The sequence below is a fragment of the Streptomyces sp. AM8-1-1 genome (genome assembly GCF_032229325.1).
GTDB classification, from domain to species: Bacteria; Actinomycetota; Actinomycetes; order Streptomycetales; family Streptomycetaceae; genus Streptomyces; species Streptomyces achmelvichensis.
Genome location: NZ_CP135086.1, coordinates 3,949,591 through 3,966,569, shown reverse-complemented (window position 1 = coordinate 3,966,569; position 16,979 = coordinate 3,949,591). Strand labels below are relative to the sequence as shown.

General features: G+C 64.4%; 15 protein-coding genes and 1 pseudogene. 10 read left to right on the top strand and 6 right to left on the bottom strand.

What is annotated here, in order from left to right; all coding sequences use genetic code 11:
• Positions 1–10 precede the first annotated feature (10 nt).
• From RPQ07_RS17875 to RPQ07_RS17860, 4 genes are all read left to right on the top strand, one after another.
• Positions 11–1,822 (top strand): hypothetical protein, encoded by a 1,812-nt coding sequence (locus RPQ07_RS17875; RefSeq protein ID WP_313945150.1) that lies wholly within the window; start codon positions 11–13, stop codon positions 1,820–1,822.
• A gap of 241 nt (positions 1,823–2,063) precedes the next feature.
• The gene (locus RPQ07_RS17870) at positions 2,064–3,302 is read left to right on the top strand and encodes a PP2C family protein-serine/threonine phosphatase (RefSeq protein WP_313945149.1); all 1,239 of its coding nucleotides are present in this window, start codon (positions 2,064–2,066) and stop codon (positions 3,300–3,302) included.
• Positions 3,303–3,579: 277 nt separating this feature from the next.
• Entirely contained in the window at positions 3,580–4,080 is a 501-nt protein-coding gene (locus RPQ07_RS17865; protein WP_313945148.1) for an SRPBCC family protein, read from the top strand.
• A 179-nt stretch (positions 4,081–4,259) separates the two neighbouring features.
• A complete protein-coding gene (locus tag RPQ07_RS17860; protein ID WP_313945147.1) occupies positions 4,260–4,811 on the top strand; it encodes an SMI1/KNR4 family protein in 552 nt (183 codons plus the stop codon).
• A 278-nt stretch (positions 4,812–5,089) separates the two neighbouring features.
• On the opposite strand, the gene RPQ07_RS17855 is transcribed toward RPQ07_RS17860, so the two are convergent.
• The 4 genes from RPQ07_RS17855 to RPQ07_RS17840 form a co-directional block, all read right to left on the bottom strand.
• Positions 5,090–5,278, bottom strand: coding sequence for a hypothetical protein (locus tag RPQ07_RS17855; RefSeq protein ID WP_313945146.1), 189 nt, complete (start codon positions 5,276–5,278; stop codon positions 5,090–5,092).
• A 38-nt stretch (positions 5,279–5,316) separates the two neighbouring features.
• Positions 5,317–5,757 (bottom strand): hypothetical protein, encoded by a 441-nt coding sequence (locus RPQ07_RS17850; RefSeq protein ID WP_313945144.1) that lies wholly within the window; start codon positions 5,755–5,757, stop codon positions 5,317–5,319.
• Between the two features lie 337 nt (positions 5,758–6,094).
• Complete coding sequence (locus tag RPQ07_RS17845) at positions 6,095–6,529, bottom strand: hypothetical protein (RefSeq protein ID WP_313945143.1); 435 nt, start codon at positions 6,527–6,529, stop codon at positions 6,095–6,097.
• 256 nt (positions 6,530–6,785) lie between these two features.
• Positions 6,786–7,328, bottom strand: a complete 543-nt coding sequence (locus tag RPQ07_RS17840) for an SMI1/KNR4 family protein (protein WP_313945142.1) — start codon at positions 7,326–7,328, stop codon at positions 6,786–6,788.
• Positions 7,329–7,499: 171 nt separating this feature from the next.
• Here RPQ07_RS17840 and RPQ07_RS17835 point away from each other — a divergent pair.
• Positions 7,500–7,857, top strand: a pseudogene (locus RPQ07_RS17835) (hypothetical protein); the annotation flags it as partial.
• A gap of 553 nt (positions 7,858–8,410) precedes the next feature.
• Here RPQ07_RS17835 and RPQ07_RS17830 read toward each other — a convergent pair.
• Positions 8,411–8,767, bottom strand: a complete 357-nt coding sequence (locus RPQ07_RS17830) for a DUF4145 domain-containing protein (protein ID WP_313948934.1) — start codon at positions 8,765–8,767, stop codon at positions 8,411–8,413.
• Between the two features lie 1,101 nt (positions 8,768–9,868).
• Here RPQ07_RS17830 and RPQ07_RS17825 point away from each other — a divergent pair.
• Together RPQ07_RS17825 and RPQ07_RS17820 are read left to right on the top strand one after the other, a co-directional pair.
• Positions 9,869–11,611: an AIPR family protein gene (locus RPQ07_RS17825; RefSeq protein ID WP_313945141.1), complete on the top strand. Its 1,743-nt coding sequence runs from the start codon at positions 9,869–9,871 to the stop codon at positions 11,609–11,611.
• A gap of 478 nt (positions 11,612–12,089) precedes the next feature.
• Complete coding sequence (locus RPQ07_RS17820) at positions 12,090–13,109, top strand: hypothetical protein (RefSeq protein ID WP_313945140.1); 1,020 nt, start codon at positions 12,090–12,092, stop codon at positions 13,107–13,109.
• A gap of 330 nt (positions 13,110–13,439) precedes the next feature.
• On the opposite strand, the gene RPQ07_RS17815 is transcribed toward RPQ07_RS17820, so the two are convergent.
• Positions 13,440–14,480 (bottom strand): DUF1152 domain-containing protein, encoded by a 1,041-nt coding sequence (locus RPQ07_RS17815; protein ID WP_413777840.1) that lies wholly within the window; start codon positions 14,478–14,480, stop codon positions 13,440–13,442.
• A 135-nt stretch (positions 14,481–14,615) separates the two neighbouring features.
• On the opposite strand from RPQ07_RS17815, the gene RPQ07_RS17810 reads away from it, so the two are divergent.
• From RPQ07_RS17810 to RPQ07_RS17800, 3 genes are all read left to right on the top strand, one after another.
• On the top strand, positions 14,616–15,356 hold the full coding sequence (locus RPQ07_RS17810) for a GntR family transcriptional regulator (RefSeq protein ID WP_313945138.1): 741 nt from the start codon (positions 14,616–14,618) through the stop codon (positions 15,354–15,356).
• Positions 15,357–15,640: 284 nt separating this feature from the next.
• Complete coding sequence (locus RPQ07_RS17805; RefSeq protein WP_313945137.1) at positions 15,641–16,084, top strand: ATP-binding protein; 444 nt, start codon at positions 15,641–15,643, stop codon at positions 16,082–16,084.
• 99 nt (positions 16,085–16,183) lie between these two features.
• The gene (locus RPQ07_RS17800; protein ID WP_313945136.1) at positions 16,184–16,912 is read left to right on the top strand and encodes a GntR family transcriptional regulator; all 729 of its coding nucleotides are present in this window, start codon (positions 16,184–16,186) and stop codon (positions 16,910–16,912) included.
• The last annotated feature ends 67 nt before the right edge of the window (positions 16,913–16,979 follow it).

Sequence of the window (16,979 nt, the reverse complement as noted above, 5' to 3'; positions counted from 1 at the left end):
AATGCGACGGGTGATCAACACTTCCCGCCGCACCCTGCTCGCAGCTCTCGGCGCCACTGCCGCCGGCCCGCTCATCGGGCTGAGCACCTCCCCGGCCGCCGCAGCCACCACCTCACCCGCCGGCACCCCGGCCACGGCCCCCCGCGCGGGCACCTCGGCGTCCTCCGGCATGACCGGCCCGCGCTCCTCGATGACCCTGACCGGCGCCCCGCACGACATAGCCGCCCTCACCCGGGCCTCCGTCGGCGCACTGACCGCGACCGTGCTGCCCGGAACCCCTGCCCGGACCGAGATCCGCTGCGCCGGTCAGCCGCTGGCCGTGCTGACCACGGGCGCCCGGACAGTTCTCATGACCGGACCCGAGCGGACGTTCACCGAGAACAAGCGGACGTTCGAGGACCGCTTCGAGCGCACCCTGGCCACCGCGGGCAGCTGGGGCAACTCCCCGGCCGGCGGCAGCTGGTCGGTGTTCGGCGGAGTCAGAACGGGCACACCCGAGGAGCCCGTGTACGCAGAGTTCACCATCCCGGAGCGCGGCGCCGGCCGTGCGGTCCTCAGTGACACGCTCACCGGCCGGTTCGCGACCCTGCGCGACGACGAGATCACCGACGTCGACGTCCGGTGCAACGGCCGGTTCGACAAGGTCCCCGCCGGCAACGCCTGCTCCTTCGCGCTGGTCTTCGCCTACAGCGGTAAGGACGGGACCGACCCCAGCACCCACTACCGGGCCCGGCTGTCCTTCACCACCCAGGGCGGGGTCGACCTGCGCGCCGAGAAGGTCCTCGGCGGGGACGCCACGGTCCTGAAGACCGCCGGCCCGCTCGCCACCGGTGTGTCCGCCAACACCGACTGGACGATCCGTGTCCGCCGCGAAGGCGCCCGCGTTCAGATCAAGGCCTGGCGCACGGCGGCTGTCGAACCGGCCGGGTGGACCATGGAGTTCACCGACGCCGACCCCGCCTACGCCAAGGGCCGGGTCGGCGTGCGCGGCTTCGCCTCAACCGGCTGCACGAATCTCCCGGTCACGATGAGCGTGAGCCACTTCAACGTCATGGAGGCCTCCTGGGAGAAGCCGCCGTCCGTCACCCACAGCCACTGGGTCCGCCTCCTCGACGCGCCGTACGACGGCACCTGGACCCCCGCAGTGGAGGCGGTCGTGCGCGGCTGGGCCGGATCGCTCGCCCCGGACGCCCTCTCGTACGCGGCGATGTTCCTGCCCGGCGCGCCACAGGTGACGAGCGGCCAGAAGCAGCCCGTCGGCGCGCAGGTGCTCGGCCAGGCCGGATACGGGAAGGCGGACGGGCAGGGGCTGCGCCCGGTCGGCGCGGACTTCCACGACTACATGGACCGGTCCTGGTCGTTCCCCGACAAGGTGGCGCAGCCGGAGGAGGGCCAGGTCGGGAGCCTCGACTGCTCCGGGTACGTGCGGATGGTCTACGGCTACCACATGGGCGTCCCCGTGTACTCCGGCGTGGACCCCGCGAAGCTGGCACTGCCCCGCAAGTCAGGTGCCATGGTCGACCATGCTCCCGGGGCGCGGGTGGCAACCAAGGCGGATGACCACCATGCCCTTGCGGCGGACACCCCGATCCAGCCGGGGGACCTGGTCCTGTTCGACGCGAACGACCCGGTCGACGCGAACGAGCCCTACCCCGTGGACCACGTCGGTATCTACCTCGGCCTGGACACCGACGGCCTGCGCCGGTTCGTCTCCAGCCGCAAGAGCAGCAACGGGCCCACGATGGCCGATCTCTCGGGCGCCTCGTTGCTTGACGGCACCGGCACGTACGCCCTCGGTCTGCGCACCGTGCGCCGCATCTGATCCTGCTGTCCCGGCGGGGCGCGCCGCGTGCTCGCCCCGCCGGGCTGCATCCGGTCGGACCTCGTCGAGTCTCGCGGTCAGGACCGTCGTGACGGCCGAGCCCATGGAGGGACGCCGCAGCCCACTCGTCCTTGCCGGCCGCCTGACGTGACCACCTGCCCGTACGAGACCGGGCCCGGATTGACGCTGGCCACGGAGGTACCCAAGCTGGGTGTGAGGGCTGGTGGAAGGGGCTGTGGCCGTGAGCGCTGGACAGAGTGAACTTCCCCGGCTGCTGACGGCGGCGGAGACGGCGGCGCCGATAGAGGCCGTCGACGTGATCGCGGAGTATCTGCGGTTGCGCATCGAGGCCACGAAGGTCTCCTTCCTCATCGTGGACCTGACGGGGAAGGCTGTGGCGCGGCTGTCCACCGTCGGGGCAGTGGAGGGAGGGCGGGAAGCGGAGCGGATCCCGCTGTTCGGCAGCGTTTACGAGCAGGTGATTCGTACCCAGCGGCTGTATCAGGAAGCGACCGGCCGGGGACAGCGGGTGATCGTGCCGGTCACGAACCGCGGGGACGCCATCGGGCTGCTGGAACTGCTCCTGCCGGTCGCCCCCGGCGAGGGCGTCCTCGATACCGTCGGGGAAGCCGCCCACATCCTGGCGTACGTCGTGATCGCCAACGGGCGCTTCACCGATTTCTACACCTGGGGGAAACGCTCCAGGCCCCCGACTCTGGCAGCTGAGATCCAGTACCAGCTGCTGCCTCCCTCACTGTCGTGCGAGGCCGCACAGTTCACCTTGTGCGGGAGTCTGGAGCCCTCCGAAGACCTCAGCGGGGACACCTTCGACTACACCGTGGACCGGGACACCCTGCATGTGTCGGTGACGGATCCCATGGGCCACGACATCGGCGCTGCCCTGGCCGCAACGGTGCTGGTGGGCGCTCTGCGGGGTGCTCGCCGCGCGGGAGCCGACCTGGCCGAGCAGGCTCATCTGGCCGATCAGGCCCTGGCGGCCCACGGCCACGGTCACGCCACCGGGCAGCTGCTGCGCATCGACCTCCACACCGGACGGGCCCGGCTCGTCAACGCCGGTCACCCCTGGCCACTGCGCATGCGCGACGGGACCGCGGAGGTGATCACCTGCGCGGTGGACCATCCCTTCGGGCTGTCCGTGCGCGTGACGCACCCGTACCGCGTTCAAGAACTCGATGTGCGCCCTGGTGACCGTCTGCTCATGCTGACGGACGGCATGCTCGAACATCAGGGGGCGAAGGTGAACCTGCTCGCCATGTTGGAGCGCACCCGGGGCCTTCACCCGCGGGAGACCGCGCTGATGCTGACGTCCGAGGTCCGGGACGCCGCCGACGGCCAACTCAAGGACGACGCCACGGTGATGTGCCTGGACTGGCACGGTCCCCAGGAGACCCAGCGGCACGTCAGCTCCGGCGCGGACGTTGCGCAGGCCTCTGCCGGCCGCGGGAAACAGCGGATGTGACCCGGGCGCTCTCCGGGACGGTGCCGGACAGTGGGTGAGTGGCTGCTCGCGCCGGGAGCGGGTGACGGGGAGCGAACCTGTGCTCGAGCTCGGGAATCACCGCGCCTCGGGGTGCCGTTGGCGGCCTGTGCTCGGCGAACAGGGCCGACAGGCAGTGGCGCCGGAGATACTCGCCCCGTGCCTCGCTACCTTTGCTTTACGGACACAGAAGGCAGTGTCCTCGGCTGAGGAGCACGACGAGCAGGGCAAAAGCACGTTGTCCCAGAGGAAAAGAATGATGCGCACCATGAAATACACCGTCTCCATCGAGATCGCCCTGCCGCGGGAGAAGGTGGCCCAGCTGCTCGCCGACCCGGCACACCTGCCGAAATGGCTACGGGGCCTGGTGCTGCACGAGCCGCTGAATGGGGAGCACGGGCACCTCGGCACCAAGTCGCGGGTCGTGATGCAGATGGGCCAGCGGACGTTCGAGTGCACCGAGACCATCACCCGCAGGGAACCGGCAGACCTGCGCGAGATCCCGAGAACGAGCGTCGTTCACTTCGACCGCGAGATCGTCGGCGAGGGCATGTGGAGCGCCGTGCGCGACCGGCTGACCGAAGCCGGCCCGGATGCGACGCTCTTGGAGAGCGAGAACGAATACCGGTTCAGCGGCTTTCTGATGAAGGCGGTGGGACTTCTGATGCCCGGCGCCTTCCGCAAGCAGTCGCAACAGCACCTGCAGGACTTCAAGGCGTTCGCCGAACAGGGAAAGGACGTCCGCGAGGCGACGGACTGATCTGCCGTATCTGGTCAGGCGTTTGACGATGCAGCGTGTTGATCTTCCCGCGCGTTGCATGCTGCCTGGCGCCGAGACCGGGGCAATCTTGCAAACCGTCGGTTCCCTCTGATTCCCCGCAGGACAGGGCACGCGAGGGGCACCCGTCTTTGTCAGAGGTGCCTGGCAGGATCACGCCCGTGCCTGACATCGAAGACCTCATTCATCGGGTAGCAGCGAAGGCGAAGACCCCTGGATCGGCCATGTCTGCCCCCGTCAGCGCCGACCAACTGGCCACAGCAGAGGCTGAGCTCGGCTTCCCGCTCCCGCCTCTGCTCGCGCGCCTGTATCGGGAGATAGCCAACGGAGGTTACGGCCCCGACTATCAGCTCCTGCCTCTGGTTGGAGCTGAACGCACAGTGCTGAGCGAATACCACGCCGAGCGATCGGCCTCGGCTGAAGAGGAGAGCCCCTCTTGGCCGGCCGGTGTGGTGCCGATCCTGGACTGGGGTTGCGCAATGTACGCGGCTGTGGACTGCTACAGCGAAGCCGGTACGGTCCTGCTCTTCGAGCCGAACGCTGTGGAGGACGGCGGGGCCGCCGCCTGGTTTGTGGATGCCGAGTCTCTGACGGATTGGCTCGAAACGTGGCTCGCAGGAACTGGGTGGTACCGGGAGGACGCTGACGAGGACGACCTGCCCGACCAAGAGCTACCCCCGTGGGAGCACGCTGCTTCCCGGCTCACCGAGTGACGGGTCGCCGCATTGCGAGCTGAGGTTGGCGTAGCGGCTTTGGACGGGAGCTGCGTTGCAACAAAGGCCCGGGTCGATGACCTGGGCCTTTTCCATGGACGGGTGACGGGAAGCGAACCCGCGCTCTGGGAATCACCGGGCGAATTGAACCGGGGGAGCGCTGACCTGTGCGCAGCGCGTATGGCCGGTCGCCGGAGAGACGCGGCCGTGACCGCGACTGACCGCTGTTCTCCCTACTTTCTGGCACGCATCTGGCGCGGCTTACCCGGGGTGGGTGTCTACCGCCTCAGGGCCCGGTACCGTTTGAGAAGAGCGGTGATCTTCTCGTGGTTCGCGTCGCCGTTGAGTTCAGCAACGAGATCATCAGGGCAGAGCTGGTAGAGGTCACCCCACCACCGGCGTCCCTTGTTGTCCCAGATTCGATAACCGCCTGGCACGCCTCTGGGCACGTACCGTCTCCGACTCACGTTGCCTCCTGTCACGCCGGGACGGCTCCAAGGCGCCGTTACCAGGCCGGTCGTGGATCCTGGCGTTCTGCTGAGAGGTCTGCCGGCACCGTGCTGCCCGTGTCCGTCCGCCACAGATACCCCGGACTCGGCGGGAACTCGTCAGAGGACGGGACTGGGGAATGGAAACGCTGGGTACGCGGGAGCGATACCTCGACCAGTCTGCCGTCGTGGATCATCCACAGGCCGAAGCAGTCGTCCTCCTCGTCATGGATCAGTACCTGAACGCCCCCCGGGTTGGTCCAAGGAAGCGACCCCAGGTGCTTGAGCAGTCCGGAGCGCGGCCGCTCCCTGTGGAACTCGATTACCCACCCACCGACAAACAGGCCGAGCGGCTCGAACGTACCCTTCCAGCTACGCGAGTCGTCCCAACGGGTCAGCGGTTCCATGACCTCGTCCTCATACGCCGCCAGCACGATGACCTGCGCAATTCTGCTCATGCCGGAATATCACCGCACGCCACACGGCATCGGCAACACATTTCAGGTGCGGGCTGGCCGGAGCCGTCCCGTCCTCGGCGACGACGTGCCCGCCGGCGGAGGGAATCACCCGGTCTTGCTGGCCGAGCGTGGTCGTACCGACACCCGCTTCAGGAGCGTGGTCGTACCGACACCCGCTTCAGGAGCGTGGTGGGGCGAGTTGGGCTGCGACCTGCGTCGAATTCGGCGGATGTTGGTTGCTGCTCCTGCCAAAACCGTGGTGTCAGCGACGTCACCGTGGGGTCAAATCCCACACCCACCGCATGTGATGGGCACCCCAGGGGCACGAAGCCCCTACCTACCCCAAGATCTCGATCGGTTCGTACGTTCCGTCGCGGAAGGTAAAGACAGTCACCGCAGTGCCGTAGAAGTTGCGGAAATGGCCCCCGTAGCCAGGGCGCGCTGCATGTGGGGCGAGCAGATCCAAGAGGTCACGGAGGTAGAGCATGGAGTCATCAAGCCAGTCCTTGCGGGCGAAGAGCTCCCATTCGTAGCGTTCGCCAGACTGAGTGAACTCCTGCACTGTGCGGTGCAAGGACACGACGTCCCCTCCGGGCAGACAGCTGTTGTGGTTGTCTGGATCGAGTAGCGGATAGAGCTGCCCCTCGTCGTCGTCGAGATTCTCGGGAAATTCGGCATCCATGCCCAGATGCCAGCGCAAGGCAGCCATCACCGATTCCGGGGTGTCGTCGCGCAGGAAGCAGGAGAAGACGACTTCGTAGTGATCACTCATGGGCGCATTGTGTAGGGCGCTACTGACACCAGCCACGATGGTCCAGGTCGGTGGAGCCGCTTTGGGCTGGAGCTGCCATGGGGCGAGAGATCATGGTCCCTTACTCTGGCCGCGACTCGCTCCGCCAGGAGTTCCGCCGTTGACCGGCCTTCGGGCAAGGGTCACGAGCCGCCAAGCATCGCCGCTGCCCGGAAGGGCCCACGTAACCCCCTTCCAGCCGCAACGAAGGACAACCGTGGATGCCCAGGCGCTCGCCCTATTCCTGCTGCTTCTCAGGTGGCACGACATCGCCGCCGGGGTCCTCGTCGAAGACGGTGCTGGAGGTGAGATTCTCGATGAACGAGCGCAGGTCGTCAGCGAGGGCCAGTTCGGTGTTGAAGTCGTTGTCGAACCAGGTGACCGACGGTTCGCCCTCCGGCCCACAGACCCTGTAGTCGAGCCCTGTCCAGCAGTGCCCGTCACCGGAGATGAGCACGATCGGCGAGGGCATCTGCCACTCCTTGATCAGGTACGGAGTGTCGAGCAGCGACATCATGCCCTCACGTCTCCCGATACCCATGAGCTCCGTGAAGGGGACATGGTCTTCGCTCCACGACGTCGGCCGACTCGTAGCGAATGCATCCCACTCAGTGGCTACTTGGCCGCCGTTCTGAACTCGCAGAAGGTCAAGCAGGGCAGAAGGAAGCCGCACAGCGAGCTCACGCTCGGCTTGCCTGATCGCTTCCTGCGTGAGTGGCGGCTGGACGCCGTAGTCGCTGTCGTCCCAGAACGTCGCCTTGACGTCGTCGAATCGCGCCATGACCTGCACCCTACGGCTCGGCCGCGTCCAGGCAGCAACAGCCCTCACGCCATCAGTCAGCAAGGCCGGCCGCCCGTGGCACCCGCACTCTCACGCGCTGACCACTGACGCACTGACCGGCCTCCCGGGCGACCCACAAGCCGCCAAGCATCGCCGACGCCCGGACGGTCCGTGGGGGAGAAGGGCAAGCCGTTCAGGCGATCCACCTTCGGGCGGAAGTGGCGCACGGCGCGGACCACGGTCGATCTTCCTGATGGCTTCCGCTTCTACGATCTTCGTCACACCGGGCACACCCTGACGACCCGTTCCGGTGCGACGCTCAAGGACACGATGGTGCGCGCCGGGCAGTCCACCGAGCGCGCCGCGCTGACCTATCAGCACTCGGACCTGGAGCGTCAGCGGGAGGTCGCCGCGGGCCTGGACCGGATGGTGCGGGCGGCGTGATGCAGTGGATGACCAGGCATCTGGCACGGATCTGGCACGGGAGGCTCAGACAGGTCCAGACGACAACAAAGGCCTGCGTCTATGACCTGGGCCTTTTCATGGAGCGGGTGACGGGAATCGAACCCGCGCTCTGAGCTTGGGAATCACAGGTGATTAAGCCGGGATCGAGGCGCTGACCTGCCGAAACGGCCGCCGACGGCAGTAAAGACTGGTGGCCACTGACACCCTCGTTGACCGCGGCTTACCGTCCCGTCGGGCACGCAACGGGCACGGCCCGTGCTGACACCTGCCTTGTAAGTTCGATGGCAGCCCGCTTCGGGTGCTGTTGCGGACTGGTGCGACGGCCGGACAAGGGTGCTGATGTGCGTCCCCGTCCGGCGTCGTTGATGTCAGCCATGGATGTCATGTATGCCAATCAGGCGGTGGAGATTTATGGCCGAGCCAGGATGCCCGGGCAGCCAGCAGTGAGGGCAGTGTGCGGCTCAATGACACCAGCATCAGCCCCGTTTAAGGGAAGATGTCGTTGCCAGTGGGGACCTCGATCATCTTGCTGGATATGCCTGCGCTGGCGGACGACTGCCTTGGGCATATCTGATCCGGCAGCTGCCCTTGAGTGGCCTAGAGCTGACCCACGTACTTCAGGGGCTGCCAGCTGGGGTCGTCGATCGACGCATTTGAAACTCTTCGTACTTGGCGGTGAAGACGTAGATGTAGTCGAGCAGAGCTTCGGCGAGCTCCAAAGCATCTCTGGCGTCTTCCCGGCTTACCGCGTCCTTGCTGAAGTGGGCACCCTGATTGCCAAGGACACGTAGGGCCTGCGCCCATTCAAAGAGTCGGCCTTCGATCTTGTCCGCGTCGCGTAGCTCGCCCAGGGCTTCAAAGAGTGCCTTCTTGCGCGTACCTTGATCGACGCACATGCCTTCGAGTGTTCGCCGGACCATCACGGCGGTAGCGGTGTAAAGGTTGGCGCCGAAGCAAGCCCGAGCCTCACGCATCTCTCGCGCTAGCGCCACGGGGATGCTGGGGCTCAACGGACCCGAGGAGTCGCTAGGCCACTCGCGAGTAGGATCTGTCCAGCCCCAGACGTTTCCAGCCTCCATCTCCGCTGTCTGCACGAGGAGCTGAGGAGCGCGGCATTTGTCGCACGACACAAGTGTGTACAGCGTGGGCTCGAACTCGTCGTCGCCCTCCGGTGTGAGCTCCCATGTCCCTCGCTGTGTGCTGAGAGTGTGCGCATCGCAGTAGGAACACTGGATCAGTATCGGTGGCGGGGAAGCGTTCCCCCACCCGTTCGTGGTCGCCATTCTGGGAGAGTAGCGGCGGGATTCAGCCCAGGAGGTCTCAATAACCAAGTCCGGACCTGTCTTCTTGCCCTGGGCGTTATCGGGGATCTTGGTGAGCTGGGTTTTAGCTGGTCAGGGGCGGCGGGCTCGTGCGCCTGGTGGTCGTCGTTGGTCGTCCTTGGCCACTGTTGAGCGCCCTCGGACGGCCCAGAGACGGCCCAGCCTTGATCGGCTATGGTGCCGCGCTCGACTTGACGGCGGCGCCCTCGATGCGTTCCGCCTGAGCCTCAGCCGACGAAAGTCAGCCACGACGGCGGGTACTAGCCGACTGGGCGCGCGCGTGCCTCGCTGTACCCCCCACCGGCCTCAGCCACGCTATTGGTGCCGTCGACTAGAGCAAGCCGCGACGGCCGGCCCGTGAAGGCGACTCATCCACCCTCAAAGCTCAGCTTGGGAAGCTAAGGTGATCTAGGGCAGATTGCTGGGCTGACCTGCGGCGGAGCGGCGCCGACGTCAGTCTGGCCTCTTTCGAAGTCCCCGGTATTCCCCGCTGTTCCCCGCACGACCTGGCACGGATCTGGCACGTCCGTCGTGGGCGCCACGCGGTGAGTGCTGTGGCAGTCGTTGTTGGGTGCTGGCAGTTGCTGGGGTTGCTGTCCTCCCGGCCGTCTCAGCGCCTGGCTGGCACAGGGGCCGCCGGTGCGTCGCGTCGTCGACGAGCAATCACAGCCTGACTCTTCCCTATCACCGTGTGCAATCGATACGGTGCTCGCTCCAGGGACGAGCCTGCTGATCTTGGCATGCGGGGGGCGCATGAAAAAGCTGTGGGTCAGACACATCAGGGACGCGCTGCACACAGGTTTCGCGGACCACATCGATATGAGTGATTACGAGAAGGCTAGCTCTTCCGTCCGCGAAAAGGCGTTCCTGAGCCGATCCCTAGCGGCTCTCGCGATTCAGAGGTTTACCGAACTCTCAGCGGACCAAGCGGCTGCAACCGTTGTGGATGGCAGCCATGATAATGGAATTGACGCCATTGCGATCGACGCTACACAGCACAGGGTGATTCTTGTGCAGTCCAAGTGGGACGGCTCAGGAGACGGCAGTCTTGGGTTAGGTGATTCAAGGAACTTTATTGCGGGATTTAAGGACCTCCTCGACACGAAGTTTGACCGCTTCACCCCTCGACTCAGAGCCCGCGAAGAGCAGATTACGGCGGCGCTCGACGATGTAGATGTGACATTCGTGCTTGTCGTGGCCACAACCGGCCGAACGGAGTTGGCGAAACCGTCTGCTGCGGTTTTTCAGGACGTGCTCGACGAGATGAATGAGACTCAACAGCTTGTTTCGGTGGAGATGCTGGGTCTGACTGAGTTTCATTCCTTTGTCGCTGAGGGGTTGGGGGGCTCGCGAATCGATTTTCCCGCACAACTGGAGAATTGGGGAACTGTAAGCGAGCCATATGAAGCCTATTATGGTGTTGTGACGGCTTCGAATGTTGCCGAGTGGTACGAACGTTTTGGTGACCGACTGTTCTCGCAGAACATCCGAAAGGCTCTTGGCAACACCAGCGTGAACGATGCGCTGGCGAATACTATTCTGGATTCTCCTCATCATTTTTGGTACTTCAATAATGGCGTGACAGCCCTCTGTGAGAGCATCAAGAAGACGCCGCGCGGCGCGGCAACGCGCACCTTCGGTGATTTTTCTCTGACCGGGGTAAGCATCGTAAATGGCGCCCAGACTGTAGCTAGCATCCATAAGGCGTGGCAGAGGAGTGGGAGTTCTCTCGACGGCGCAATGGTATGGGTTCGATTCATTAATCTCGAAGCCTGCCCTGAGGGTTTTGCAACGGCAGTCACGAGAGCGACAAATACGCAAAACAGCGTGGAAACGCGAGATTTTGTGGCTTTGGATCCGCAACAGGATCGTTTGCGGACCGAATTGGTGCTTTCGTTGAAGAAGACGTACGCGATCAAACGTGGAGAACCCGTACCCAGCGTTGAAAACGGCTGCACAGTGGTGGATGCCACCGTTGCTCTGGCGTGTGCGAATCGCGAACCAAGTCTGGCGGTCCTTGCAAAGAGCAAGGTCGGAAGTCTATGGGAATCAACAGAAAAGCCTCCGTACCGTACGCTGTTCAATCCAACTGTGGGACCGTATCGTGTATGGAGATGCGTTGAGGTCATGCGCCTTGTCGACCTCACGTTGTCTGACCTAAAGAAGGAACTCGATGGACGTCCGCGGTCAGTTTGCCTCCAGGGTAACCGTCTCGTACTTCACTTGGTTTTCCGAGAACTCGACTTGCAGCGAATCGATGACGCCGAGTCCGATTGGTCTTCGGAGCTAAGACGAGTTCCGGCGCTCACCGAAAAAGCGCTCTTCTCTCTCGTGGAGCATGTCGATGATGCATATCCGAGCAGCTATGTGACGAGCCTCTTCAAAAACATCACAAAATGCCGAGATATCGTCCAGAGAGTTCGTGATGACTGGCCCAAAAACTCCGATGAGAGTAAAACGGAAGTAAGGACAGGGCGACGATTCTTCCGGAACTAGGGAGCTTCGCGGCCAGTGTGTCCGCGGCATCCGGCGCAGCGGCATCCTGGAACTCAGTCCGGCTTGTCAGGCATCCGCAGACAGCCGGGCGCACCTCGCGCAGAACCACAGCCCGGATGGCGAGAGCTCTTAACGTCGCTTCCCTTCGCCCGCAGCTTGGTCGAGAGGCCTGAGCTGCCGGCCCCAGTCCAGCCACAACTGATCACCGGCGGCCGTGACCTGCGGCCGCCTTATCGATCAACGCCCTGACCTGTCGCTGAGCTGTCGGCAGTTGTCGGCGTTGGTCATCGTTGAGCGCCCTTCCACGGCCCTAGGACGGCCCGGGAGGGCGCTCGCGCGTTGGGGGAGATCCACCGCTTGTTGCGAGGTTCGATCAGTACCTGGCACCCAGTCCGTCTGCGGCTGCCTCATGCCCGCGCTTACGCTGGCTCTGCGCAAAGCGCTGCGGACTCTGGACAGCCGCTACTAAGATCGCTTCATGGGTGAATATTCCACTGAAGAGCTGACTAAAGAGTTCGGCGCGAGGAACGCAGGCTACATAAATCTGTGCCAGGAGCTGGAGTTCAGCCTGAAGAATAGGATGAACGAAGCGGGGATTAAGTGGCATTCAATCGCCGCACGACCTAAGACTCTTGAGAGCTTCCTGGAAAAGGTTGAACGAAAGGGTTATAGGGAGCCCTTCAAGGAAACCGAGGACTTGGCTGGTGCTCGCGTGGTCTGCCTGTTCATGAGCGACTTGGGGCGCGCGGAGCAAGTCATCTCGTCCATTTTCAACGTCCTCAACAAGGAGGATAAGATCAACGGAGGAGATGTTTCCGCGTTCGGGTACATGTCTCACCACTATATTTGCACTCTCTCTGAGAGGCATGCCGGGGAGCGGTATGACAAAATCAAAGGTCTCAAATTCGAGATCCAGGTTCGTACCATCCTTATGGACGCGTGGGCGAACATGTCCCACTATCTGAGCTATAAAAGCGAGGAGAGTATCCCAAGAGACCTCGTCAAGGACTTTCACGCGTTAAGTGCGCTGCTCTACGTGGGCGACCGGCAGTTCGAGGGGTTTTACAGGTCATCATCACGCTCTGCTGCGGCAGCCGAAGAGGCGGTGTTGCGGAGTCCGGAGATTCGAGCTACCGAAGTTAATGCCGATACTCTGCAGGCCCTACTGGAAAGGAGTTTCCCTGAGCGTCGACCGGCAACATCGGAAACGATTTCGGAACTTATTTCTGAGCTGCACGAGTTCGGGTATGACGATTTGACTGAGATTGACCGCATCGTTCAGAGCAAGAAGCAGGCTGTAATTCGAAAAGAGAAGACGACATCCATCCATGATAGTGAAGGGAAAGTGATTAAGGGGTCGCTCAAGTACAATCGCGCCGGGATTATTCGAGCTGCGTTGGATCTGCATGACCCCAGACTGTCCGAATATCGCAGGGAGAAGTCGCGGCGCAGGCTTGAGGAAAAGGGTAGGGGAAACGAAGCGATAGATGAGGCCTAGAGACGGTCGGTGGAGCGGCTTTGGGCTGGAGCTGCTTTGGGGCGAGTGATCTTGGCCCCGTAAGCTGATGGCGAGTCGGGCAGTCTGTGGACCTGCCCGTTAAAGCACGACTTTGGGGCCAAGATCTTAGAGGCTCGCCCCAAAGTGGCTGCCTAAAGCCGTGGAGCCGACCGCCCCAGCCACAGAGGGTGTCTCCCCACTTCATGCCCGCAGCCGCCGAGCGCGCCGCCGGGCGCGGCCAGCCGGGGCGAAGACAGGAGGCGGGCCGCGCCGTAGAGGCGGCGCGCCCGCGCCGTGCGCGGGCCTTGAACCCGTAAAGAAAGTTGTTACTCAGGCGACCGGGGGGATGTGCCACAGCGGGGCTTGGTACTGCTCCGGCAGGTTGCTGAGCAAGAGCGCTCTGAGGTCCTGGCGCTGCCTGCCATTGAGGCCGAGTGCTTCGGTGAGGCGGCGAAACGTCGTGTGCGTGATCCCGCGGGTGCGGGCTTCGGCTTCGAACTGGCCGAGTTGGCGGAGCGTCGTCTCCGCGTCGAGCCTCTGCTCTGTCTGGGTACCGAGCCAACTAGCCTTGTTGCGCTCGTAGTCGATCTCCGAGTAGCCGCAGATTTCGCGACTCTGATGTTCGACCTCGTCGAGGGTTTCCGTTGCGAGGATGGCGCGGGCGAGCTCGTTACGGGTGAGCGCGTCGTCCAGGTTGGCTTCGTGGACGGTGGGGCCCTGGTCGGTGAGCGGGACGGGTAGGCCGGCGTCGCGGACTTCGCAGAGGCCGCGGACTCCTCGGGCTGTCGCCGCGAGCATGGCCGTTGCTTCCGAGGGGTGCCATTCCAGCACCGAGCTGACCGGATCAACGTGCTCAGCTGTCAGGGTCAGAAGAGTGGAGCCGGTGCGGTCGCGTAGGTCCTTGGCTGGGATCTCGCCGTCCAAGCCGGGGCCTGCGACCAGGAGGCGTACGGATGCGTTGACTTGGCAGCACGCCGCGAGCGTGAGGGCATCGGCGAGTGGACTGCGCAACGTCGGCTCGTCGCCGCGGGCGAGGATGTCGCCTCCCACGTCCAGCAGGTCGATCGACTCGGGCTCCAGTTGCTGGATGAGTTCTTCGAGCTGGCGTGTGATGCCCTCGGCTCCGTGGTGCGGGTCAATCAGAGCGAAGGTCTGCGGGAGCTCCGCAGCGAGGCGCGGGAGTGTCGACCCTGCCGGGGGAACTGGACGCGCATCGCCGGGTACGACCTGGACGCTTCTGGTCAGGGGGCGCAGGCCAGTAAAGCTCGCTGGCCCTCGTGGACCCGGCACCGGATCAATCAGGAGGCGGTCCCACGCGTAGGTGAGAACCACGGCCGGCCCCTCGGTGCCGTACAGGGCGGCGTCGAGCATTGCGGCGGCGACTGCGTCGCCCCCTCCACCTGCTGCCACGATCAAGCGCGTCACCCGCGTCAGCGTACGGGTTACCCTGCTGGCCACTCACCCTATAGTGGCTAGAGGTAATAGCCACTTAGGGAAGGGGCTCGGATGCCGCAGATTGAAGAGACCCAGCCCAAGTACCTGCAGATCGCGCACCATATCCGCGATCAGATCTTGCGCGGTGACTTGCGGCCGGGAGACGAAGTCCCGTCGGAGCGGCAACTTGCGACCGACTGGAAGGTGTCGCGACCCACGGCCGCCCGGTCCCTCGAAGCGCTGAGCCATCAGGGCCTCGTCGAGAAGCGTCAAGGCTCGGGCACCTACGTTCGCGGGCTTCAAGTGAACCGCCGTGCCCGCGAGTTGTACGGTCGCGCAAGACAAACGGGCAAGATCTACACGCCAGGCGAGTACGCGGTGATCACTTCGGCCGGGTGGCTGGAGGCTCCTGAGCATGTTGCTGAAGCCCTGAGTCTGGCGGCCGGCAGTCGAGCGGTCCACCGTCGGCGAGTGACGAACAACGAGGCAGGGCCGATCACGCTGTCCACTTCGTGGTTCGGTGCCGAGGTCGGCAACCGTGCACCAAAGCTCCTGGAGCCGGACCGTATCCGCGAAGGCACGCTCATGTACGTCGAGGGCATGACGGGCCGGCAGGGCAGCTACGCGGAAGACCGTATGTGCGCACGGGCCGCGACTGATGAGGAAGCGGCTGACCTCAAGTTGCCTGCTGGGTCTGCCGTGTTGATCGTGCACCACGTCGTCTATGACCTGCAGGATCGCCCGCTGGAGTTCGCCGAAGCCACCTATCCGCCGGGGCGTTGGGCCTTCGAGCAGGGCTACCCGATCACCTGAAAGTCGCTCCGCTGTTGGAGAAGCGCTTGCGCGCCTCAAGTGGCCAATGCCACTATCCACTAAGTGGCTAAGGCCACTTAGTGGAAGGGGGCACGACTGTGATCCACGAAGGTGCTGGATTAGCGCGCTCCGCGCATGCGCCTTGCGTTGCATGCCGGGGACAGGGTTGGAAGCGCGTTGGTTCTCGCTCCGCTCTGGCGCTCTCCGCTGCCGATGGTCGCGCTCGTGCCACGTCCAAGCGGCGCTGTCTCGACTGTGACGGCACCGGTAGGGAGTAGAAGCGCATGACTGGTGTCGCTGAAGGTCTCGCCGAACCGGGTCCAGAGCCCGTTTCGATCGGCCGCATGACGTTGTATCCCGAGCCCGAATCGGTCTCTCGCGCCCGTCGTTGGTTCCGGAAGTTCTTAGACCCGTACGGCCTGACATGCTCGCTGGACGACTGCGTCCTGATGGTCTCCGAGTTGGTCACCAACGCGATCCTCTACGGCGAGGCCGAGGATGCGTGGCGGGTGCGTGTCGAGTGGTGGCGCGTGGGGGAGGCGTTGCGGGTCGACGTGCACAATCCCGGGTTTCCGGCCCATGTGCGAATGCGGCAACCCGCCGCCGATGAGGCGCATGGGCGAGGGCTTTGCCTGGTCGATGAGCTGTCGGACTCCTGGAGTGCCGGGCCGAGTCCGCTCGGAGGAACAGTGGTCTCATTCGTGCTTGCCGGCGCTTGGAACGTCTGAGCCGTTGCCCACAAGTAGCGCGCCAAGGGTGGCGACTGTCTACTCACGTGAGTAGGTTGGTTGACAAGTTGACTTGGCGGATTCCGGCTAGGCGGGGCTATGGCGTACGAAGTGGCTGCACCGAAGTACGTGCGGTTGGCGCAAACGCTCCAAGCTCGAATCGAGGACGGGACCTACCCGCCCGGTACTCGTGTGCCCAGCGAGAACCAGCTCGTCCAGACCTTCGGCATGTCCCGCCCGACGGTCGTCCGAGCCCTTGAACTCCTCAAGCGGGATGGCTGGCTTGAGTCGCGGCAGGGGTACGGCACCATCGTGCGCGGCCAACGGGAAGCCGTCGAGCAGAAGGACCGGCGCGGTCGCGAAGCGCTGGAGCGCGATGAGTCCCAGGCCGCGGGCCGCCTCGTCGAGGTGGGAGAAGTGCCCGTGCCCCCGCGTATGGCCTCGCTGCTCGGCGTCCCAAAACGGGGCAAGGTTCTCGTACGGCGACTGCTGATCGAGGATGAAGGGGAACCGGTCGAGCTTGCCTCGTCGTACTTCCCGGCAAGTCTCGCCGACGGTACGGACCTTGCCGGCCCCGCGCCCATTCAGGGCGGCCTTCGCGAGCACCTGGAGTCGAGAAGGCGTGTGCGCTTCGACCACGTGACAGAGCGCGTTTCCGCTCGACTCGCGACCAAGGAGGAGGGAGACCTCCTCGGCATGGCTGCGGGAGACCCGCTGCTCAGCGTGCTCGTCGTGGCCTTCGATGCCTCCGGGCAGGCTCTTCAAGTGACCGATGTGCTGCTGCCAGCCGACCGGCAGGAACTCGAAGACACGTACCGGCTCAGCTGAGATCCACCCAACTGATCTGCCCTGTCGGCCACTTGAATCACTTGACAAGTCAACCTGGCATCCCTAG